The organism is Pedobacter sp. 05L430, from assembly GCF_056397585.1.
On sequence record NZ_JBFTNT010000035.1, the window covers coordinates 1 to 20952 of the forward strand.

The 20952-nt window shown below is 37.8% G+C and carries 18 protein-coding genes; 9 read left to right on the forward strand and 9 right to left on the reverse strand.

Annotated elements, in window-relative coordinates; genetic code table 11:
• Positions 1-649, reverse strand: a 649-nt coding sequence (locus tag AC1DG9_RS08330; RefSeq protein ID WP_477634497.1) for an alpha/beta fold hydrolase, incomplete at its 3' end; no start/stop codon positions are given.
• An 88-nt stretch (positions 650-737) separates the two neighbouring features.
• Between AC1DG9_RS08330 and hutH the strand changes: the two genes are divergently transcribed.
• The gene (gene hutH, locus AC1DG9_RS08335) at positions 738-2228 is read left to right on the forward strand and encodes a histidine ammonia-lyase (protein ID WP_288884364.1); all 1491 of its coding nucleotides are present in this window, start codon (positions 738-740) and stop codon (positions 2226-2228) included.
• Between the two features lie 65 nt (positions 2229-2293).
• Here the strand turns inward: hutH and AC1DG9_RS08340 are convergent, their stop codons facing one another.
• The 3 genes from AC1DG9_RS08340 to AC1DG9_RS08350 form a co-directional block, all read right to left on the reverse strand.
• Positions 2294-4615 carry a TonB-dependent receptor gene (locus tag AC1DG9_RS08340; RefSeq protein ID WP_477634498.1) on the reverse strand — a complete coding sequence of 774 codons (2322 nt, stop codon included), beginning with the start codon at positions 4613-4615 and terminating at the stop codon, positions 2294-2296.
• Positions 4616-4739: 124 nt separating this feature from the next.
• Positions 4740-5084, reverse strand: coding sequence for a hypothetical protein (locus AC1DG9_RS08345; protein WP_288884283.1), 345 nt, complete (start codon positions 5082-5084; stop codon positions 4740-4742).
• 116 nt (positions 5085-5200) lie between these two features.
• The gene (locus AC1DG9_RS08350; RefSeq protein ID WP_477634499.1) at positions 5201-6295 is read right to left on the reverse strand and encodes an RNA-guided endonuclease InsQ/TnpB family protein; all 1095 of its coding nucleotides are present in this window, start codon (positions 6293-6295) and stop codon (positions 5201-5203) included.
• 147 nt (positions 6296-6442) lie between these two features.
• On the opposite strand from AC1DG9_RS08350, the gene hutU reads away from it, so the two are divergent.
• From hutU to AC1DG9_RS08375, 5 genes are all read left to right on the forward strand, one after another.
• Positions 6443-8095 carry a urocanate hydratase gene (gene hutU / locus AC1DG9_RS08355; protein ID WP_477634500.1) on the forward strand — a complete coding sequence of 551 codons (1653 nt, stop codon included), beginning with the start codon at positions 6443-6445 and terminating at the stop codon, positions 8093-8095.
• 111 nt (positions 8096-8206) lie between these two features.
• The gene (locus tag AC1DG9_RS08360) at positions 8207-8860 is read left to right on the forward strand and encodes a TetR family transcriptional regulator C-terminal domain-containing protein (RefSeq protein WP_288884280.1); all 654 of its coding nucleotides are present in this window, start codon (positions 8207-8209) and stop codon (positions 8858-8860) included.
• Positions 8861-8866: 6 nt separating this feature from the next.
• Positions 8867-10168 (forward strand): ABC1 kinase family protein, encoded by a 1302-nt coding sequence (locus AC1DG9_RS08365; protein WP_288884279.1) that lies wholly within the window; start codon positions 8867-8869, stop codon positions 10166-10168.
• A gap of 183 nt (positions 10169-10351) precedes the next feature.
• Positions 10352-10780, forward strand: a complete 429-nt coding sequence (locus tag AC1DG9_RS08370) for a response regulator transcription factor (protein WP_235207291.1) — start codon at positions 10352-10354, stop codon at positions 10778-10780.
• Positions 10781-10800: 20 nt separating this feature from the next.
• Positions 10801-11277 (forward strand): nuclear transport factor 2 family protein, encoded by a 477-nt coding sequence (locus AC1DG9_RS08375; protein ID WP_288884278.1) that lies wholly within the window; start codon positions 10801-10803, stop codon positions 11275-11277.
• Here AC1DG9_RS08375 and hisS read toward each other — a convergent pair.
• The 3 genes from hisS to pdhA all read right to left on the reverse strand — a co-directional run bounded on the left by hisS (position 11270) and on the right by pdhA (position 15432).
• The gene (gene hisS, locus AC1DG9_RS08380) at positions 11270-12658 is read right to left on the reverse strand and encodes a histidine--tRNA ligase (RefSeq protein WP_337717291.1); all 1389 of its coding nucleotides are present in this window, start codon (positions 12656-12658) and stop codon (positions 11270-11272) included. The genes AC1DG9_RS08375 and hisS overlap by 8 nt on opposite strands.
• Before the next feature lie 96 nt (positions 12659-12754).
• The gene (locus AC1DG9_RS08385; protein WP_477634501.1) at positions 12755-14407 is read right to left on the reverse strand and encodes a pyruvate dehydrogenase complex dihydrolipoamide acetyltransferase; all 1653 of its coding nucleotides are present in this window, start codon (positions 14405-14407) and stop codon (positions 12755-12757) included.
• Positions 14408-14436: 29 nt separating this feature from the next.
• Positions 14437-15432 carry a pyruvate dehydrogenase (acetyl-transferring) E1 component subunit alpha gene (pdhA, locus tag AC1DG9_RS08390; RefSeq protein ID WP_477634502.1) on the reverse strand — a complete coding sequence of 332 codons (996 nt, stop codon included), beginning with the start codon at positions 15430-15432 and terminating at the stop codon, positions 14437-14439.
• A 233-nt stretch (positions 15433-15665) separates the two neighbouring features.
• Between pdhA and AC1DG9_RS08395 the strand changes: the two genes are divergently transcribed.
• Positions 15666-16220 carry a C40 family peptidase gene (locus AC1DG9_RS08395; RefSeq protein ID WP_172661842.1) on the forward strand — a complete coding sequence of 185 codons (555 nt, stop codon included), beginning with the start codon at positions 15666-15668 and terminating at the stop codon, positions 16218-16220.
• Positions 16221-16289: 69 nt separating this feature from the next.
• Positions 16290-17402: a CapA family protein gene (locus AC1DG9_RS08400; RefSeq protein ID WP_288884276.1), complete on the forward strand. Its 1113-nt coding sequence runs from the start codon at positions 16290-16292 to the stop codon at positions 17400-17402.
• Here AC1DG9_RS08400 and AC1DG9_RS08405 read toward each other — a convergent pair.
• A complete protein-coding gene (locus tag AC1DG9_RS08405; protein WP_246269628.1) occupies positions 17399-17656 on the reverse strand; it encodes a hypothetical protein in 258 nt (85 codons plus the stop codon). The genes AC1DG9_RS08400 and AC1DG9_RS08405 overlap by 4 nt on opposite strands.
• 22 nt (positions 17657-17678) lie before the next feature.
• Between AC1DG9_RS08405 and AC1DG9_RS08410 the strand changes: the two genes are divergently transcribed.
• Positions 17679-18611: an SPFH domain-containing protein gene (locus tag AC1DG9_RS08410; protein WP_477634503.1), complete on the forward strand. Its 933-nt coding sequence runs from the start codon at positions 17679-17681 to the stop codon at positions 18609-18611.
• Between the two features lie 71 nt (positions 18612-18682).
• On the opposite strand, the gene AC1DG9_RS08415 is transcribed toward AC1DG9_RS08410, so the two are convergent.
• Complete coding sequence (locus tag AC1DG9_RS08415; protein ID WP_288884347.1) at positions 18683-20872, reverse strand: carboxy terminal-processing peptidase; 2190 nt, start codon at positions 20870-20872, stop codon at positions 18683-18685.
• Between the last annotated feature and the right edge of the window lie 80 nt (positions 20873-20952).

Here is a 20952-nt window from a genome sequence, read left to right on the forward strand (position 1 = left end):
AGAGTTCCTCATACTCGGCTTTCCAAACAGTAAAATAAGACCCTTGATAATATTTCCTAATGCTTTCAGCGGTTGCTGTTAATTCCCTTTTATATTGTTCTTCGGTAGTCGAATAAGGTATAAAACGACGATAATCTTCTAATCCAATAGGGTTTTCAAGCAATAGTTTCTCGGTTTTTTCAGGATACATTAGTGCAAATCTGGTAGCCAGCATGCCCCCCATAGAATGGCCCAGAACACTAACTCTTGTAATACCTAAACCATCCAACAACTCTTTATTCCATTTGGCCATTTGATGAAAGCTATAATGGATAAAGGCCTTTGACGACTTACCAAACCCGATCTGATCGGGTACAATAACCCTAAACCCTCTGCTTGTGAGTGCTTTTATAACATTTGTCCAGTAATATCCTCCAAAGTTTTTACCATGAAACAACACCACTGTTCTTCCGTTATTAAGTTGGGTTGGAGGAATATCCATATAAGCCATGCGAAGGTCTTGCCCCTCTGTATTAACGGCAAAATATTTTACGGGATAAGCATATTTAACATTTTCTAAGTTGATGGAAATGGTATCTGTTTTTTGAGCAAATACTGAGGCAGCTGCACAGAATAAAAGAAAGAAGGATAAGGATATTGTTTTTAACATAGGTTAGTTTTAAAATGAAACAATAATAAGGTAGTGAAAGTTCTAAACTTAAGCATTATTTATAATTTTGCTAAAATATAAACAAAGAATGAGCATTCATTATTTAGGTCAGGAAAGGTTATGCCTTGCCCAGATCACAAAAATCATCGCCGAAAAGCAAACCATCGAACTATCTGACAGTGCTATTGAAAAAATTGAAAAGTGCAGAAAGTATTTGGACGATAAATTAAATCATAATGACGCTCCGATATATGGAATAAATACGGGTTTTGGATATTTACAAAATGTAAAGATCGAGGCCGAAATGCTATCTCAATTACAGCATAACTTACTTCTATCTCACGCATGCGGAACGGGAGAAGAAGTTCCTGCAGAAATTGTAAGGCTAATGCTTTTACTGAAAATACAATCGCTTAGTTATGGACATTCTGCAATAGCATTAACTACGGTTGAAAGACTTATAGCCTTTTACAACAACGACATTCTACCTGTAATCTATACCCAGGGATCTTTAGGTGCATCTGGAGATTTAGCTCCTCTGGCACACCTTGCTTTACCACTAATAGGTGAAGGTAGTGTAATTTACAAAGGAGAAAAGATTGCAACTGCTGATCTGTACCTTACATTGGGCTGGCAGCCACTCGTTCTACAATCGAAAGAAGGGCTTGCGCTAATAAATGGCACTCAATTTATGAGTGCCTATGGAATTTACTGCATTTCTAAAGCGCAGCATCTTGCAAAGTGGGCAGATGCCATAGCAGCTACTTCTATTGATAGTTTTGATTGCAGAATAGATCCATTTGATGACCTTAGTCATCTCATAAGGCCTCATGTAGGCCAGCTTCAAACTGCTGCTAATATTAGCAAATGGCTAGAAGGGAGTGAATTGATTAAGCAAAAAGGCAAACAAACGCAAGATCCTTATTCGTTTAGGTGTGTACCCCAGGTCCACGGAGCAAGTAAAGACAGCATTAATTATATACAATCTGTTTTTGAAACGGAGATTAACTCGGTAACAGACAATCCGAATGTTTTTCCGGATGAGGACAGGATCATTTCTGCCGGTAACTTCCATGGGCAACCATTGGCATTAACGCTGGATTTTATGTGTCTTGCTTTAGCAGAATTTGGATCAATCTCCGAAAGAAGAACTTTTCAACTGATCTCCGGACAAAGAGGCTTACCTCCTTTTCTGGTTAAAAATGCAGGGTTAAATTCAGGGCTGATGATAACGCAATACACTGCGGCATCCATTGCCAGCGAGAACAAGCAACTGTGCACACCGGCATCCGTAGATAGCATCGTATCTAGTAACGGGCAAGAGGACCATGTGAGCATGGGTGCAAATGCAGCAACTAAATGCTTGAGGGTTGTAAATAATTTAGAAAGAATTCTTGCAATTGAGCTGTTAACCGCAGCGCAGGCTTTAGAATTCAGGAGACCTCTTAAAACTTCTCCTGAACTGGAGAAGTTGATTTTTGCTTTCAGGCAAGAAATTCCGGCCCATGAAAATGACAGACTACTTTCCATAGAAATACAAAAATCTGTACAGTTTTTAAATGTATATAAGGGAGTATGATAACTTAAAAATAAGAGAGGAGCAAATTTGATATTTGCCCCTCTCTTATTTTCCTCATCAATGGGTTACTTTTTTAAAGTAAACGGGATGTTCACTCCAAATGTAACATTTCGTCCCTGATTATAGATACCAAGAGTTGGGTCTTCATCACTTAACCTTCCAGGCTTAAATCGACTTAAGTGATCATAATAAGCTTTGTCCAGCAAGTTTTTACCAGCAATATAAACCGTAATATCTTGAGTTTTACTCAACTTAACGGTTGTTCCAATTGCTGCATTTAAAAGCGTGTAGCCAGATGAAGGCTGTTCAAAACTGTCAATTTTACTCTGTTTAAAGAAATTATCAATACCAACAGAAAGATAAGAATGTTCGGTGCCATTTATTTTTGGCTCGAAACGCAATTCGTTGCGTAAAGTTGCCGCAGGAATAAAGGGCAGAGATTCCTTAGTAGTACGATTGGTGGCTCTTGTAAAGGAGAATCCATTCTCTAAGTGAATAAAACTTACAGGATGTAATGTTAAGGAGGCCTCTATACCTCTTAAAAAGGCATTATCTTGAACAAAGTTGTAGACTGGGAAATTTCTGCCATCAACTTCTTTCGTTTCCCCGCTGGTATTATAATAGATATAATCATTAATATAATTTGCAAAACCACCTAAACTGGCACTTAGATACTTGTTCTCGTAATCAAAAGAGGCATCAAACTGATAACTCTGCTCTGGCTTAAGGTTTGGATTACCTACCTCATAACGAAATACTCCTTCATGTACGCCGTTAGATGATAACTCTGCAATATTTGGTGCTCTAAAAGCGCTTCCGGCATTAGCCTTAAAACTTAATGCATCATTAAATTCATGGGTATAGCCAAGGGCCCCGGTAATGTGCGAAAATTTGTTGCTAAACGCACCAAAATCTACATCATCAGTATGAAAATCTTTGCCGATCATTTTTCTATAATCGAACCTGGCACCAATGTTAAAAGTGTTTTTGTCCCATGTTTTCTTAACAAAAGCAAACCCTCCAAATGCCTGACTGTCAAAATCTGGGATTAGCTGCTCTTGTCCACCTGTATTTAAACTATGAATGAATTCGCCCGAAGCACCTACTACAGGAGCCCAGCCATTCACTTCATTAAAAGAGTATTTTAAATCATAGCTATAGGTATAACTATTTAAAAACAAAGCGGGATCTTCCTCTGCCGCCTCCAGTTCTCTTCTTAAATTGTGCTGATAGCCCAAAGTTGCTTTTAGACTGCCTTCACCTAATAAAATATTACTGTTTAAGGCAACTTTATAATGACGGACATCTTGTTTTGGAAATGCTAGCGTCCTGTCTTTATTCTGCTCATCTGTAAATGGAGCTCCATCTTCGTTCACAAGTTGCCCATCTTCATTTCTCGCCGGTTCATAGAACCCAATATTAGTGCGGAAACTCGATGCATCCAAATGCGCATAACCCCATCTTTTGTTTAACCCGATCTGTCCTTCAAAGTTAGATTCATTAAATCCTGAGTTGGGAACATATTCTGTTGGTGTTTGATAAGAATAAGCATTTTTATACGAACCCCTTGCTCTATAAACAAATCCGTTTTCGTTACCTTGAAGCATTAATKAGCTACCCGTCAAACCATTGTTGGTGGCATAATTCGTTAAAAACTCTCCTTTTATGGTCCCTTCTGGAGCCGGTAGCGCATCAAGGATATTAATAACCCCACCTAAAGCGTCAGATCCATACATTAAACTTGCCGGGCCCTTTAATACTTCAACCCTGTCTGCACTGTATTGATCAATTTCAATTCCGTGCTCATCTCCCCATTGCTGTCCTTGTTGTTTAACACCATTATTTAGTGTAACTACCCTATTGTAGCTTAAGCCACGGATAACCGGCTTTGATATTCCAGCTCCAGTTGTGATTTGAGATACGCCAGGTGTACGAGATATAGCATCTATTAAGTTGGTTGAAGGACGATACAGCAAATCAGCCTTGCTTACGGTTGCTATAGAGGTGCTATTTTTTTTGTTATCGGAACTATTTGCCGATCCTGTTATAACTACCTCCCGCCCCTCTATTACGCTTGACTTTAAGGCAAATTCCATCGACCCTACATTCTTAAAGTCGACAATTTGGGTTATTGTTTGATAACCTACATATCTAATCTGTACAAGGAAGCTTCCGCGAGCGGGTACATTTTTTAAGGTAAATTCACCCGATTCATTCGTCATAACAGAAACCCGAAGGTCTGGAATTAAAATCGATGCCCCTGGTAACGGTTGTTGGGTTTCTGCATCCACAACTTTACCTTTCAATTCTATTAATTCAGCAGCAAAACCAGTTGCAGAGAAAAACGTATATAGTAGTACAACTATTAAAAATTGTATCTTTTTCATGAATATAATTATATGATTACAAACCTCCCTGAATGTTCAAGTCGGCTTCAATTGAGTGTATAAAATCATGATGCAACGCACAAAATCCATGCAGCGTCATGACAAGTAATAAATTAAAGAAATATTAAGCTATCGGTGGGCCTCTTAACCCTAAACGGATTAAGTCAGCATAAGAATTGCTGATTGCCTCTACAGGTTTTAAACCAGATTTGCTAACCTGATATAAAGTGTAATGAGAGTGAGTGGTGATGTAGTCTTTTTCGAAATGAGCCGCACATATTAAACAAGTATCAGCATGCGTGCGCACGTGAAATTGATGTTTACAGGTCTCTCCATTTTTTGCACATTGTGTCTCCTCCTCATGATGACTATGAAGAATGCTAAATGGCGTAAGTGCAATGGAAAAGACCATTAACAAAACGATCGAGATAGCTTTATTGATATGTAAAACCTTTTCTTTCAATTTCAAAAACCAAACTTAACCAATTCTATATAATTATATACATTTGTCTGGTAACATTGCCTTTATATGACTGCTATTGTAAACTACCCAACCGCACTTTGTGATGGATTGGGCTTTAGACATCAATAATGTACAGTACAACTATACCTATCGTATCTTTCGGGCAGATTTACAGCAACCCCAAGCAAAGCAATGTTTTGAGCAGCATTAAAGTCCGCATCGATCACATCCACTTTGCAATTTTTATTTGTACACTTAAAAACCTTATTGGTTCTTTTACCAATGTATCTACAGTAATTACAGGTTTGAGAAGTGTATCCAGGTTCTACAACGACCAGCTTAACAGCATTCAAACGACATTTGTATTCCAGAAAAGAACGAAGCTGTGCAAAAGACCAACGACCAAGTTTTGTTCTAAACTTTTTATTTCTCGGTTTAGAACTAAATCGGATGTTCGTCAGGTTTTCAATAGCAATTCCTTTTCTTTGATCCTTAGCGGATTTTACAATCGATTTGGAAATGGTGTGGTTGATTATAGCAGATGTAGTTCGTTCCTTGCCACTAAGCCGTTTGCTCAACTTTTTGGAGTTGCGTGTGCCTTTGCGTTGAACAGAACTACGAACCTTTTGTCTTTTTTCTCTGTATTGATTCATCCAGTCAGCGGAGTGTTTACCGCCATCAGAGGTAACGGCTATATCGGTCAATCCAAAATCAACACCGATAAATCCCGATATATCCTGTGCAGCTGGTTCTGGAATGTCCAGGGTTTGATAAAGAAAGAATTTGCCTTTTTTATAAACCAAATCAGCTTCACCTTTGAGGTATGGAATATAATCGGGGTTGTGACAAATAAAGCGAATGTTTTGACGACCACCTATGCACCACAAAGRGACCACATGATCCTGCTTGTATGTCATGATACGCGCATCATAAGTAATGCTTCCCATTGTTTTAAAAGCGCGTTTGGTTTTCTTATCCAATTTATAAGCATGGGCAACTTTTGTAAATGCGCGTACAAGCATTTGGGAAGAAAGCCCAAATTTACCTTTGTAAGAATCGTAAAGCTGGTAATGGAGTTTGAATTTATTGAAAATACGCTTTTCCCAAGCGACCTCAGAAATCGCATTGCAAGCAAGGTTTGCTTCCCGAAAGGTTTCCAGAAGCAACTCGGTTTGTTCAGCAGTTGGAAGCAATTTTATTTTCAATACCAATTTCACAATACTAATGTACGGACTTAATTAAATAACTAAAAACAATAGCTATATTGACTAAAAACAATAGTAATATTTTAATTTTAAAATTAGGGGATAGCTGCTTTCCCCCCACCCACGCTTAGGCGATGAGTGGGTTTCCGCAGCCTTTTTATGAATTTAAATCTTGATCTCAGTAAAAAAAATACACCAATCGGCACCACATTAACCTGCAAAGGGTGGGTACAGGAAGCCGCGTTGCGAATGTTATTGAATAACCTTGATCCAGAGGTTGCAGAGCGTCCGGAAGAGCTTATTGTTTACGGTGGCAGAGGCAAAGCAGCAAGAAATAAAGAAGCCTTAGCGTTAATCATTAAAGCTTTACAAAACCTGGAAGACACGGAGACGCTGTTAATACAGTCTGGCAAACCAGTAGGAATATTACCAACGCATAAAGATGCACCAAGGATATTGATATCGAACTCCCAACTAGTACCAAAATGGGCTACCCAACAGCACTTTGATGAGCTGGAAGATAAGGGCTTGATGATGTATGGTCAAATGACAGCGGGTTCATGGATTTATATAGGCTCGCAGGGCATCGTACAAGGCACTTATGAAACCTATTCGGCATTGTCAAAAAAGCACTTTGGCAGTAACTTAAAAAACACTTTAAATGTTACGGCTGGACTTGGGGGTATGGGGGGTGCCCAACCACTCGCAATAACAATGAACATGGGTGTATGCCTGGCAGCTGAARTCGAAGAATGGCGCATTCAGAAAAGATTAGAAACTCGTTACATCGACGAAATTGAACATAACATAGATGCTGCAATTGACAGGGCATTGCAATACAAACAAGAAGGTAAAGCATTATCCATCGGTGTGGTTTGTAATGCAGTTGAATTATTACAGCGATTGATAGATAGAAGTATTACACCTGATACTTTAACTGATCAAACTTCGGCACACGACCCTTTAATTGGATACTTCCCTGAAGGATTGAGTGTTTCGGAAGCCAATGCTTTGCGTACTGCAAATCCTGATAAGTATGTAGAGCGCTCTTATGCTACAATGGCTAAGCATGTGCGGCAAATGCTGGAATTACAGAAAAGAGGAGCCATCACATTTGATTATGGCAACAATCTGCGTGGGCGCGCACTGGAAGTCGGTGTTAAAAATGCATTTGACTTCCCTGGTTTCGTTCCAGCTTATATTCGTCCACTTTTTTGTGAGGGCAAAGGTCCTTTTAGATGGGCGGCTTTAAGCGGGGATTCACAAGACATTTACGAAACAGACAAATTGATTCTCGAATTATTTCCTGAAAACGAAAGTTTAAAACAATGGATTACCATGGCCCAGGAACGAATTGCATTCCAGGGTTTACCTGCCAGAATTTGCTGGCTTGGACAGGGAGAACGCGAAAAAGCTGGCGTTGCATTTAATAAATTAGTGGCCGAAGGAAAGGTAAAAGCTCCGATTGTAATCGGTAGAGATCATTTAGATACAGGTTCTGTTGCTTCGCCAAACCGGGAAACAGAAGCAATGCTGGATGGTTCAGATGCTGTGGCAGACTGGCCCATTCTTAACGCATTAATTAATACCGCTGGTGGAGCAAGCTGGGTTTCACTTCATCACGGTGGAGGAGTTGGAATTGGATATTCCATACATGCTGGAATGGTAATAGTTGCTGATGGTACTGCCGATGCTGAAGCGCGAATTAAACGTGTGCTACATAATGATCCGGCACTGGGGGTTATAAGGCATGCTGATGCGGGATATGATATTGCAAAGGACACCTTAAGAAAACATCGTTTAGGCCTGTAAAATCCAGCTCCGTTCAACGTTTTATTACAAAACGATGATAGAATAATTCAATACCTTTAATTGGTTTTTGAAACATGCTAACTACTTATACGTTATATAAATAAAAAGGAAATGGCAACTGCTCAGCAAATTCGAAATGGTTACATCGATTACGTTTTAATGAACGATGAGAAACCTAAATCAGTTTATAGTTTTGTTAAAAAATTAAAGATATCTGAGTCCGATTTTTATGAGTTTTACGCCTCTTTTGAAAGTATAGAAAAGATTATATGGGTAGAATTAATAGTAGAAACCATTGGTACTTTACAGCAGCAGGAGGTCTGGAACGAGTACTCATCCAGAGATAAAATCCTTGCTTTTTTCTATAGCTATGTTGAAGTACTCAAAAAGCAAAGAAGCTTTGTAATTTATAGCCTTAAAACAACTAAAGATAGATTCTCGACCCCTGACGCACTTTCGGGAGTAAAACCAATATTTGAACATTTTGCTGAAGAGATCTTGAACGAAGGCCTGGAAACAGGAGAATTGGCAGAAAGAAAATTTTTCAGCAAAAGGTATAAAGACGCCCTTTGGATTCAATTTGCTTTTATAGTAAAATTCTGGGTTAGTGATGATAGTACGGGATTTGAAAAAACTGATGAGGCAATAGAAAAAGGCATAAATGTAACCTTTGACCTATTTCAAAGATCACCTATCGACAATCTGTTGGAATATGGAAAGTTCCTCTCAAGGAACGGGCATTTTAAAGAGAAGATGAGATTTTAAGATCAAATGAAAGAGCAAAGCAGTATCCCGGTAACTAAAACGCAGAGGTCAGCAAAATTTGTAAAAACAGGATTTCAGATCGGTGGCAACTACATCAAACACTATTCTAAGAAACTATTTAATCCACAACTGACTAATGATGAGTTAAATGAAGACAATGCTACAGACATTTATAAATCACTTAGTGAACTAAAAGGAAGTGCATTAAAGATTGCCCAAATGTTAAGCATGGATAAAAATATCCTGCCTAAATCTTATATTGATAAGTTTACACAATCACAATATAATGCTCCTCCACTGTCAGGGCCACTTATTGTAAGAACTTTTACCAAAAGCTTTGGGAAAACTCCAGAAAAAATCTACGACAAATTTAATCTCAGATCAACCAATGCCGCATCAATCGGCCAAGTTCATACTGCTGAATTAAAGGGGAAAAAACTTGCAGTGAAAATTCAATACCCAGGTGTTGGCGATAGCATCTCTTCTGATCTTAAAATGGTAAAGCCCTTTGCTTTTCGTTTATTAGGTATGAGCGAGAAAGAATTGAATATTTATATTAAAGAGGTTGAAGAGCGCTTATTAGAAGAAACCGACTATGAACTGGAAGTAAAACGTTCTATCGAGTTTTCTGAAGCCTGTAAAAATTTAAATAATGTTGTTTTCCCAACTTACTACCCGGAACTGTCGGGAAAGAAAATAATCTCGATGGATTGGATAGATGGTCATCATCTAAAAGAATTTTTAAAGACAAAACCTTCACAGGAATTACGAAATAAAATTGGTCAGGCCCTTTGGGACTTCTATAATTTCCAGCAACACGAATTAAGAGCAGTTCATGCTGATCCACATCCCGGAAATTTTTTGATCACTCCGGAAGAAAAACTAGGGGTTATCGATTTTGGATGCATCAAAGAAATGCCCGATGACTTCTATTATCCCTTTTTCTCACTCATATCTACTGATGTGATTAAAGATAAAGCTAAAACAATTGAAGCATTTCGAAAACTAGAAATGATTCATAAGGAAGATAATGCTGAACAGATCGAATTCTATTATCATGCTTATCGTGAAATGATTGAACTATTCGCGAGGCCATATACAAGCGAAGTATTTAATTTTGACAATCCGGATTTTTTTGCACGGCTATATTCCTATGGCGAAAAGATTTCTAAGATGGCTGAGTTTAAACAAGCAAGGGGCGTTAAGCATTTTATTTATGTAAACCGGACAAATTTTGGTCTGTATGCCATTTTACAAGAGCTTAAAGCGATTGTAAATACAACTACATACAAACCTCATTTGAAATAAGAAAGGGCATAGTCGCCACAACCACACCCATTCTAACCTAAAACTCTATTCTTGGACTTTAATAATGTAAAAAGGTTCAATGAAACTCCCAGATTATTTTAACGTCGCAGCAGTAACCATTAGGCATACTATTGCAATAATTTGTTCAAATTTCTCAAATAAACAATAAACAAATCATTCTACTTGAATATATTTGTACTACTAAATATCTCTATTTTGGCAAAAGGCTCTACAATTTACAAAAACATACTTGTTATTGAGGATAATCACGCTATCCTTGATGTGATCACCTTGATTTTACAAAGTGAAGCATATAATGTAACAGGCCTTAACAAGAGCGCAGATATGATGTTTCATATTGAGCAGCTTAAACCGGATTTACTTATTCTTGATATCATGTTGCCTGATGGAGATGGCCGCGAATTGCTAAAAACACTTAGGTCTGATGCAACTACGGATCAAATCCCTGTATTGATGATATCTGCGAGATATACAGCTCAAAATGTTGAACATGGTGAATACAAGCCAAATGGTTTTCTTGCTAAACCATTTGACATTGATGATCTTTTGGACAAAATAGAAGGTATTTTGGCCGGTAAAACTTACATCTAAACCAGATAAACGTTGCTGTTATGACTCAAAATGAAGAATTGATCCGCCACTTTTACGCTAGCTTTCAAAATAAAGACGTAAAGGCTATGCAAGATTGCTACGCCGATAGTGCTACCTTTAGCGATCCTGTATTTACTAATTTAAATGCAAAACAGGTACGTTCTATGTGGGCTATGCTTATCAAAAGCGGCAAGGATATGCGAATTGAGTTTAAAAATATTTCGGGAAATGAGATGGGGGGAAGCGCCGAATGGGACGCATATTATACTTTTTCCGCTACAGGAAACATGGTAGTTAATAGAATTAAAGCCTCCTTTCTAATAGAGAACGGGAAAATAACAAAACATACTGACCAGTTCAATTTTTACACATGGGCTAAACAAGCTCTTGGATTTACAGGGCTTTTATTAGGATGGACAACCTTTTTAAGAAATAAGATCAGCACTAAAGCAAAAAGAAATTTGGAGAACTTTATGGCTTCCTCAAAGACTAATTAACTTTTAACAGTTCAACAACAGCAGCAATAGTTAGCTTTTCTTGTTGCCCGCTTTTCATGTTTTTCAATGTTAAGACATCATTGCTCATTTCTTCACTTCCGATGAGTATTACGTAAGGAATATGTTTATCGTCAGCATAGCTCATCTGCTTTTTAAGCTTCGAAGAAGATGGATATAGTTCCGCAGCAATATTTGCCCCACGCAGTTGCTGTAAGATTGGCAGAGCATATCTTTCGGCTTCCTTATCAAAGTTACTGATCAGAACCTTTGTGCCTGCAGCTGCAGATTCAGGGAAAAGATTCAGTTCCTGTAATACATCATAAATTCTATCCGCACCAAAAGATACCCCAACCCCGGTTAAGCCCTTTAAACCAAACATACCGGTTAAATCGTCATATCTTCCTCCTCCTCCAATGCTCCCCATAGAAACCTCATTGGTTTTCACTTCAAATATGCAACCTGTATAATAATTCAATCCTCTTGCCAGCGTAATATCTAATTCAACATTCGGATTCATAGACGAGTCTGCTTTAAGCATTGAATTTACATAGTCAAACACCGCCTCTATCTCTTCAACGCCTTTAAGTCCTGTTGCTGAAACAGACAATACTGTTTTTAAACTATCCAGCTTTTGTTCGTTAGTACCTTCAAGCAAAATAACCGGCTTTAACCTATCTATATCTGCTTCAGTAAACCCACGCTCCAATAGCTCTTTAATTACGCCATCTAAACCTATTTTATCAAGTTTATCAATAGCAACAGTCATATCTATAATTAATTCAGGCTTACCTACAACTTCAGCAATTCCTGATAATATCTTGCGGTTATTGATCTTTATTGTAAAGTCCTTTAACCCAAGATTGCTTAACGCTTCCTGATAGATCAATATAAACTCAGCCTCGTTTAATAAACTATCAGATCCAACAACATCCACATCACACTGATAAAACTCTCTGTAACGTCCCTTCTGTGGTCTGTCAGCACGCCATACAGGTTGTACCTGGAACCGTTTAAAGGGGAGAGAAATATCATTCTGATGCATCACAACATAGCGTGCAAAAGGCACCGTTAAATCGTAACGTAAGGCTTTTTCGCTAATGGATGATGTAACAGCATTTGAATTTGCTTGCGAAAGCAGTTCCGGCTTTACCTTAGAAAGGAAATCACCACTGTTTAATATCTTAAATATAAGTTTATCGCCCTCATCACCATATTTACCAGTTAAGGTTGATAGATTTTCCATTGAGGGCGTTTGTATCTCTGCATAGCCATATTTTTTAAACACCATTTTAATGGTATCAAAAATATAGTTACGTTTTACCATTTCCTGTGGAGAAAAATCTCTGGTTCCTTTAGCTAAAGAGGGTTTGATATTCGACATGAGCGCAAAAGTACAAAAAGTAACAAGCATAAAAAAGCTTGCCTGTATTATACACAGGCAAGCTCAATATTTAAATCTCCTTGAAGAGAATTCTGATTAAACTAATAACCTAACAGGTTCTTCCATTAGTGCTTTAAATGTTTGCAGGAATGYAGCACCTGTAGCGCCATCAACCGTACGGTGATCACAACTTAAGGTAACCTTCATTATATTTCCTGGAACAACAGCACCATTTTTAACAACCGGTACTTGTGAGATTCCGCCTATAGCAAGAATACAAGAATCAGGAGTATTGATGATAGCAGTAAATTCATCTATACCAAACATACCTAAGTTTGAAACAGTGAAAGTTGAACCTTCCCAATCAGCAGGCTGTAATTTTTTAGCTTTTGCACGTTGTGCGAAATCCTTAACCTCAGCAGAAATACGGGATAATGATTTTCCATCAGCAAAACGTACTACAGGAACCAATAATCCATCTTCAACAGCTATAGCTACACCTATGTTTACATGCTCGTTGTAACGAATTGCATCTCCTCTCCAAGAAGAGTTTACATTTGGATGTTGTTTTAAAGCCACAGCTACTGCTTTTAGAACTAAATCATTGAATGATAGTTTAACAGGCGAGAATTCATTCATCTTAGTGCGTGCGGCAATGGCAGCGTCCATATCGATAACCATGGTAAGGTAGAAATGCGGCGCAGTGAATAAGCTTTCGCTTAAACGCTTAGCAATTACCTTACGCATTTGAGAAACAGGTTTCTCAGTGAATTTCTCTTCGCCTAAATACTGTGCAAGTACCGGTGCAGATTTTTCTGCAGGGGCACCTGATTCAGCTGCTTTGGCAGCAGGCTTAAAGTTTTCAATATCTTTTTTAATAATACGTCCACCATCTGCACTACCAGCAACCTGACTAAGGTCAATTCCTTTTTCCTGGGCAATCTTTTTAGCTAACGGAGATGCTTTTACGCGATCAGTGCTTCCTGAAGCAAGAGGAGCTTCTTCTTTCTGAGACACTGGTGAAGATTTCTCTTCAACTGGAGCATCAGATTTTTTATCAGCAGCAGGTTTTGCCGGAGCGTCGCCCTGGCTAAGTATTCCACTAATGTCAGTTCCTTCCGGACCTACAATGGCAATAATCCCATTAACTTTAGCTGCCTGCCCTTTTTCAACACCAATGTGTAATAAAGTTCCTTCAGCATAACCCATTACCTCCATAGTAGCCTTATCGGTTTCTACGTCAGCAAGGATGTCATCATTTTTAACTTTATCACCTACTTTTTTATGCCATTCAGCAATTACGCCTTCAGTCATAGTATCACTTAATAAAGGCATACGAACAACCGTAACACCTTGTTTCTCTAAATCTGCATCAGTTATTGCCGGAGCTGAGGCAGATTCCTTTTTCTCTTCAACAGGTTTCTCCGATGATGATTTATCTGCAGCAGGTTCTTCTTTAGCAGCAGGTGTTGCACCGCCTTCCGCGTCAAGGGCAGCTTTGTAATCTTCACCCTCTTTACCAACTACAGCAATAATAGCATCAACAGGAACAGCTTTACCTTCTTCTACACCAATGTACAATACGGTACCATCCCAATATGATTCTAAATCCATGGTTGCCTTATCGGTTTCCACTTCGGCCATAACATCGCCGCTTTTAACTTTATCGCCAACTTTTTTATGCCACTTAGCCATAACACCTTCTGTCATGGTATCGCTCATTTTGGGCATTCTAACTATTTCAGCCATTCTATATATCTATTGAAATGCGTTCTAAATTAATCTTGTACGTATGGGTAGTCTTGTTGCACATAAACATCAGTATATAATTCCGATGCTTCAGGCCAAGGAGACTCTTCAGCAAATTTCACAGATTCATCAACAATCTGTTTTACTTTATTTTCAATTTCTTCGATCCATGCCTGATCAGCATATTTCTCTTTAAGAATCACTTCTCTTACTGTTTCAATAGGATCTTTAGCTTTGTACTCTTCTAATTCGTCTTTTGTACGATATTTAGCAGGGTCAGACATAGAATGTCCGCGGTAACGGTAAGTTCTCATCTCTAAGAAAGTTGGGCCTTCACCATTTCTTGCACGTTGAGCAGCTTCATCCATTGCGTTGTGAACTGCAACAGGGTCCATTCCATCTACCGGGGCACATGGCATATCGAAACCTAGTCCTATTTTATAAATATCAACCATGTTTGTAGTACGCTCCACAGAAGTTCCCATTGCATAACCATTGTTTTCGCAAACAAATATTACAGGTAATTTCCAAAGCATCGCCATATTGAAAGCCTCATTTAAAGCTCCCTGACGAACGGCTCCATCACCCATGTAGCAAACATTTACATTTTTAGTGCCTTTATATTTTTCAGCAAACGCAATACCTGCTCCAAGAGGGATTTGTCCACCTACAATACCATGGCCACCATAAAAATTAAATTCCTTACTAAACATGTGCATAGAACCACCTTTGCCTTTTGAGCAACCTGTAGCTTTACCATACATCTCGGCCATAATGCTATTTKCACTTACGCCTTTTGCCAAAGCATGAGCATGATCACGGTAAGCAGTTATCATGGAATCTTCCGGCTGTAATGCAGAAATAGCTCCTGCAACAACGGCCTCCTGGCCAATATATAAATGACAAAATCCACGGATTTTCTGTTGTCCGTATAGTTGTCCAGTTTTTTCTTCGAACTTGCGCATCAGCAACATCGACTCAAACCACTTCAGATAGGTATCTTTATTAATTYCTACTGCACTCATTGTTGGGTGTTGATTTTTATTTACGAGAGCAAATCTACTTCTTTATTGCAACATATCGAAGAAAATGATGTAAAATGCACACTAAGGTTACAAAAAATGTTAATAACTTTTAATATTAGGTCTATGACATTTGGATAACATTTGTAAAATACATATGTTTGCCATCCAAACAATAAGCCCTAGTGGTGTACGTTTAAGTGTAAGTGCCTTTTACCCAAACTTAACAGTATAACATGATAAAAAAGTTTTTGTTGTCTTCCCTGATTGTATTGTGCAGCCTCTCGGCCCTCAACGCACAAACAAAAACAAAAGAAACTAATAAATTAGAGGATCCCGATAATTTAGCTTCGCAGTATTTTTCGCAGGTGATGGGTGTTGCTGTTGATGCAACTTCTAATATTAAACTCTACAAATTCATTTACGAATGGATTGGCACCCCTTACAGATTTGGGGGAAACACGAGTAAAGGGATTGATTGTTCCGCTTTTACAAAAGCTATTTACGATAAAGTTTTCAACACTACTATATTAAGAAATTCAAGAGACATTTTCAGCATGGTTGACCCATTGCCAAAAGATGAACTAAAAGAAGGTGATCTTGTATTTTTTAAAATAAAAAGCAGAACCATTACGCATATCGGTATCTATTTGGGAGATAATCGTTTTGCCCATGCTTCATCAACGCGTGGTGTTGTAATCAGTAATTTAAATGAACCTTATTACTCTAGATATTTTTATAAAGGCGGAAGAATAATTGATGCCGTAAAGAATGATCTGATTGAAGAATAAATCCTATTTGAATAGAAACGCATTTAAGTCTTCCTAATATTTTAGGAAGACTTTTTTTATAAAATAATAATGAGACTTCTAAGCATAAGCCTTTTAAATATCGTAATCAGTTTAATCCTGTCAAGTTGCACTACCACGGCTTCAACTACTGACCTTTCACAGATTCAGGATATCATACAAAAGGATACTACAGCTTTAAAAAAAGATACCATTTCTATAATTGGCGTTGGCGATATTATGCTTGGATCAGCCTATCCTGATAAATCAAATTTACCAAAGGGCGATGCTATAAAGAGCTTTAAAAATGTAGATACCTTTTTAAAAGGAGATATCGTTTTCGGGAATCTTGAAGGATGTTTCCTGAACAGTGGGAAATCTACAAAATGCAAGGATACGACCGGAAATAGTTGTTTTGCTTTTAGAATGCCCGAAAGATATGCGGTAATTATAAAAAATGCTGGTTTCAATTTACTAAGTGTTGCAAATAATCATGTCGGTGATTTTGGCTTTAAGGGCAGGAAGAGAACAACCACAATTCTTGATTCACTAAATATAAATTACGCAGGCCTGCAGTCGCACCCTTCAGTAATTTTTGAAAAAGATAGTATCAAATATGCTTTCTGCGCATTTGCCCCTAATGAAAACACCGTTTCTATTAATAATCTTGACAGTGCAAAATCACTCGTTTCAAGATTAAAAGCACAAGTTGACATTGTTATTGTCTCCTTTCATGGTGGTGGCGAAGGAGCTAAATTTGAACACGTTCTCAGAGCCGATGAAATATTTTATGAAGAGAACAGAGGTAACGTATATGCGTTTGCACATGGTGTAATAGATGCGGGAGCAGATGTAGTTCTTGGTCATGGTCCGCATGTTACCAGGGCAGTAGAAGTGTATAAAAACAAGTTCATTGCATATAGCCTTGGTAACTTCTGTACTTATGGAATGTTTAGTCTTAAAGGGCCTAACGGATTTGCTCCATTATTACAGCTTAAGATCAAGTCGAACGGCGATTTTATTCTCGCAGACATCATTTCAGTAAAACAAGATAAAATCCACAATTTAACTATAGACAACAATTACACTGCCTTTAAAAAGATCCAGTGGTTAACCAATACTGACTTCCCCGAGCATCAGTTAACTTTCTCTGCAAATGGACGCATTGAATTAAAAAAGAACTAAGCTTCGTCCTTTGTATTCTTTATTAAGCCTATACCAGACACAAAGAAAATAATACCAATAATGGCAACTACAATCAATTCTCTTGTCTGAATGCTATGTTGAACATATCCGTACCCAGCATAAATAAGCGCTATTATTCCCAAAACAGTTAAGATAGTTCCAAAAGTTCGTTTAACATTCATAAGGTAAATTTTAGTTACATTAGTTACTAATACAATATCTGTGCCCGATTGTTCGTACCTTGACTTATTCATTATTCTAATTAATTATAACGCTATGGAATACACTTTTTACATTATCCTTTTTATCGCAGCTGTGATATTAATCAGTTCATTTGTAACGGTTAAACAAGGCACAATTGCAGTAGTAACTATTTTCGGAAAATACAGAAGATTATTAAGCCCGGGACTAAGCTTAAAAATACCCCTTATTGAGAATATTCACTCCAGAATTTCAATACAAAACAGATCTGTGGAGCTTTCTTTCCAGGCAGTAACACAAGATCAGGCCAATGTATACTTTAAGGCCATGTTGCTATACTCTGTAATTAATCATGACGAGGAGACGATTAAAAACGTTGCCTTCAAATTTGTAGATTCTACAAACTTAATGCAAGCCCTAATTCGTACTATAGAGGGCTCCATAAGGGCATATGTTGCCACCCAAAAACAAGCAAATGTGCTTGCACAGAGAAACGAAATTGTTGACCATGTTAAGCATCAGATAGATCAGGTACTAGAAAGCTGGGGCTATCACTTACAGGATCTGCAACTTAACGACATTACATTCGATGAAGAAATTATGCGCTCTATGAGTCGCGTTGTGGCCWCAAACAATCTAAAAGCTGCTGCCGAAAACGAAGGCCAGGCTTTATTAATTACAAAAACCAAGGGTGCTGAGGCAGACGGTAATGCTATTAAAATTGCTGCTGCTGCAGAACGTGAGGCTGCCCAGCTTAGAGGTCAGGGTATTGCGCTGTTTCGTGCAGAAGTTGCACATGGTATGACCAAAGCCGCACAAGAAATGGAAGAGGCTAATCTTGATATATCAGTTATTCTTTTTACTATGTGGACAGAATCTATTAAACAATTTGCCGAGAACAGTGAAGGCAATGTTATTTTCCTTGATGGATCTACTGAAGGTATGAATCGAACAATGAAAGAAATGATGGYCATGCAGATGCAAAAGACCTCTGACAATAAGAAATAAATATAGGAAGATGGTCTAAAAAAAGAGCCTTGAAAATCAAGGCTCTTTTTCGTAAAACTACAAATAATCCTTTATTGGAATTCTTTTACAGTTTTAACAACACTCTTATCTTTAGGATTTGCTGACTTCATAAAATCAAGCATTACTTTTAAACTCTCTTCTTCAACAAAATCAAAGCTTTCTTCCTTAGCAATTTTGGCGCCTTTCTTTATTGGAGCAAGTCCTCTTTCTGCCCTCAACAGATTTGTTTTCTCTAGCGATTTAGCTTCAAGACTGTCGCGCTCTGCTTTAAGTTTGCTTTCATTTAAAGTTATCGAAACCTCTTTTTCTCTGTTCTTCATGTCAGCTATATCCTGGTTAAGTATCTTGTAATCTAAAGACTTAGCCATTCTTTCCTGATGAAGTTTGATCAATTCTGGTTTAATAGGATTAAGATCTGCAACTGCCATAAAATTAGATTTCTTCACTTCATCCCAAGGTAATGCTGATTTCTCAGTGTCTTCTCCAATTTTATCCATTGGATATACAGAAGGGAACACTATATCAGGCATTACACCCTTATGCTGTGTACTGCTACCCGTTACACGATAGAATTTAGCCATTGTTAAATTGATCTGACCGAGTTGAGGTGGAGCAACTCCATCTTTACCCGCAGCTCCGCCTGCTACATTTTTACCTACTAAAGCAGCAAGTCTTTGCAGGATCGACGGATTTACAAGCTGATTCATGTCAATCGAAGATTGTACGGTTCCCTTACCGTAAGTCTGAGTTCCCATGATAATTCCACGTCCATAATCTTGAATTGCACCCGCAAAAATCTCCGAAGCAGAGGCACTCAATCTATCAACCATTACACCAAAAGGTCCTTCCCAAATTGCACCTGCATTTGTATCCTCATTAACTTCAATCCCCCCTTTAAGATCTTTAACCTGCACAACAGGCCCTTTATCAATAAATAAGCCCGTAAGATCAATAGCTTCTACCAGAGAGCCTCCACCGTTGGCTCTTAGATCCATAACTATTGCATCAACCTTATCACGATTTTTAAGGGTATCAATTAATAATCTTACATCACGGGTTGTACTTTTATAGTTAGGATCTCCGGCTCTAGCAGCTTTGAAATCCGCATAAAATGCCGGAACCGTAATGATACCAATCTTATATGGCTGCCCGTTAGATTGTATTGTTTTAACTTTTTTCTTAGCAGATTGTTCTTCCATAACAATCTTTTCCCTCAGCAACTCAACAATCACCGGTTTCGAAGAAAGATCCATTCCTACAGGAATTATTTTCAATCTAACTTTAGTTCCTTTAGGACCCTTAATTTTTGCTACAGAGTTTTCTATTCTCCATCCAATGATATCTTCAAATTCAGCATTTCCTTGTGCTACACCAACGATTCTATCTCCTGCACTTAGCAGTTTGCTTTTAAAAGCCGGGCCTCCAGGAATGATCTCTGAAATTTTAAGCACCTCATTCTCCAATTGCAATCGTGCTCCTATACCTTCAAATGAGCGAGCCATGTCTTCATTAAAGGCCTGTGCATTGGCCGGATTAAAGTAATTAGTATGCGGATCTATTGTCTCTGTAAAGGCATCCATAATGGTCTGGAATATATCCTGATTATTAACTTTAGATGCCTGCGACTTTAAATTCTGATACCTCTTGGTTAAGGTTTCAACATTTTTAGCTTCGGTTGTGCCTGCAATTCTTAGGTTAACAAGCTCATATTTTACTTTCTTTTTCCAGATATCGTTCAAAGCTGTTGAAGACGTTGCCCACGGCATTTTTTCACGATCAAAAGTATAGGTATCATTTTGATTGAAATCATACTTAGCTTTTATCTGATTTAAAGAATATGCCAGCCATTCGTTATATCTTTTCAGATAAACATTAAATATATAAAAAGGGGCATTTAGATTTCCACTCCTAAAATCATCATCTAAAGAAAACCTAAATTTTTCAAACTCTTTTATGTCTGATGATAAGAAGTAATACTTATAAGGATCRAGATCCTTTATATATTTATCCAAAATCAAAGAAGATATTGAATCATTAACTTTTATTTTTTTGTAATTCCAGTTTTCAATAAGCGTAACTATTTCTTTGCATACCAGTGCTTGTTTTTCATCGGGCACAATATTACTTACACCCTGAACCATTTGCTGAGGTTGCGGTGATGCATGACATGCGAGTACAGCTGCGGTAAAGGTTACCAATAATATTCTTTTCAACATCTCTTTTACTAATTTAAAATCCATTTTATAATTACACACTAATATGATACCAATTTCATAAATAAACAGAAAAGAGACAGTAATAATACTGTCTCTTTTCTGTA

Coding starts and splice junctions, on each gene's coding strand:
- hutH (WP_288884364.1), top strand. CDS start 738: ATGAGCATTCATTATTTAGGTCAGGAAAGGTTATGCCTTGCCCAGATC.
- AC1DG9_RS08360 (WP_288884280.1), top strand. CDS start 8,207: ATGGCAACTGCTCAGCAAATTCGAAATGGTTACATCGATTACGTTTTA.
- AC1DG9_RS08365 (WP_288884279.1), top strand. CDS start 8,867: ATGAAAGAGCAAAGCAGTATCCCGGTAACTAAAACGCAGAGGTCAGCA.
- AC1DG9_RS08405 (WP_246269628.1), bottom strand. CDS start 17,656: ATGAATAAGTCAAGGTACGAACAATCGGGCACAGATATTGTATTAGTA.
- AC1DG9_RS08400 (WP_288884276.1), top strand. CDS start 16,290: ATGAGACTTCTAAGCATAAGCCTTTTAAATATCGTAATCAGTTTAATC.
- AC1DG9_RS08395 (WP_172661842.1), top strand. CDS start 15,666: ATGATAAAAAAGTTTTTGTTGTCTTCCCTGATTGTATTGTGCAGCCTC.
- hisS (WP_337717291.1), bottom strand. CDS start 12,658: ATGTCGAATATCAAACCCTCTTTAGCTAAAGGAACCAGAGATTTTTCT.
- AC1DG9_RS08375 (WP_288884278.1), top strand. CDS start 10,801: ATGACTCAAAATGAAGAATTGATCCGCCACTTTTACGCTAGCTTTCAA.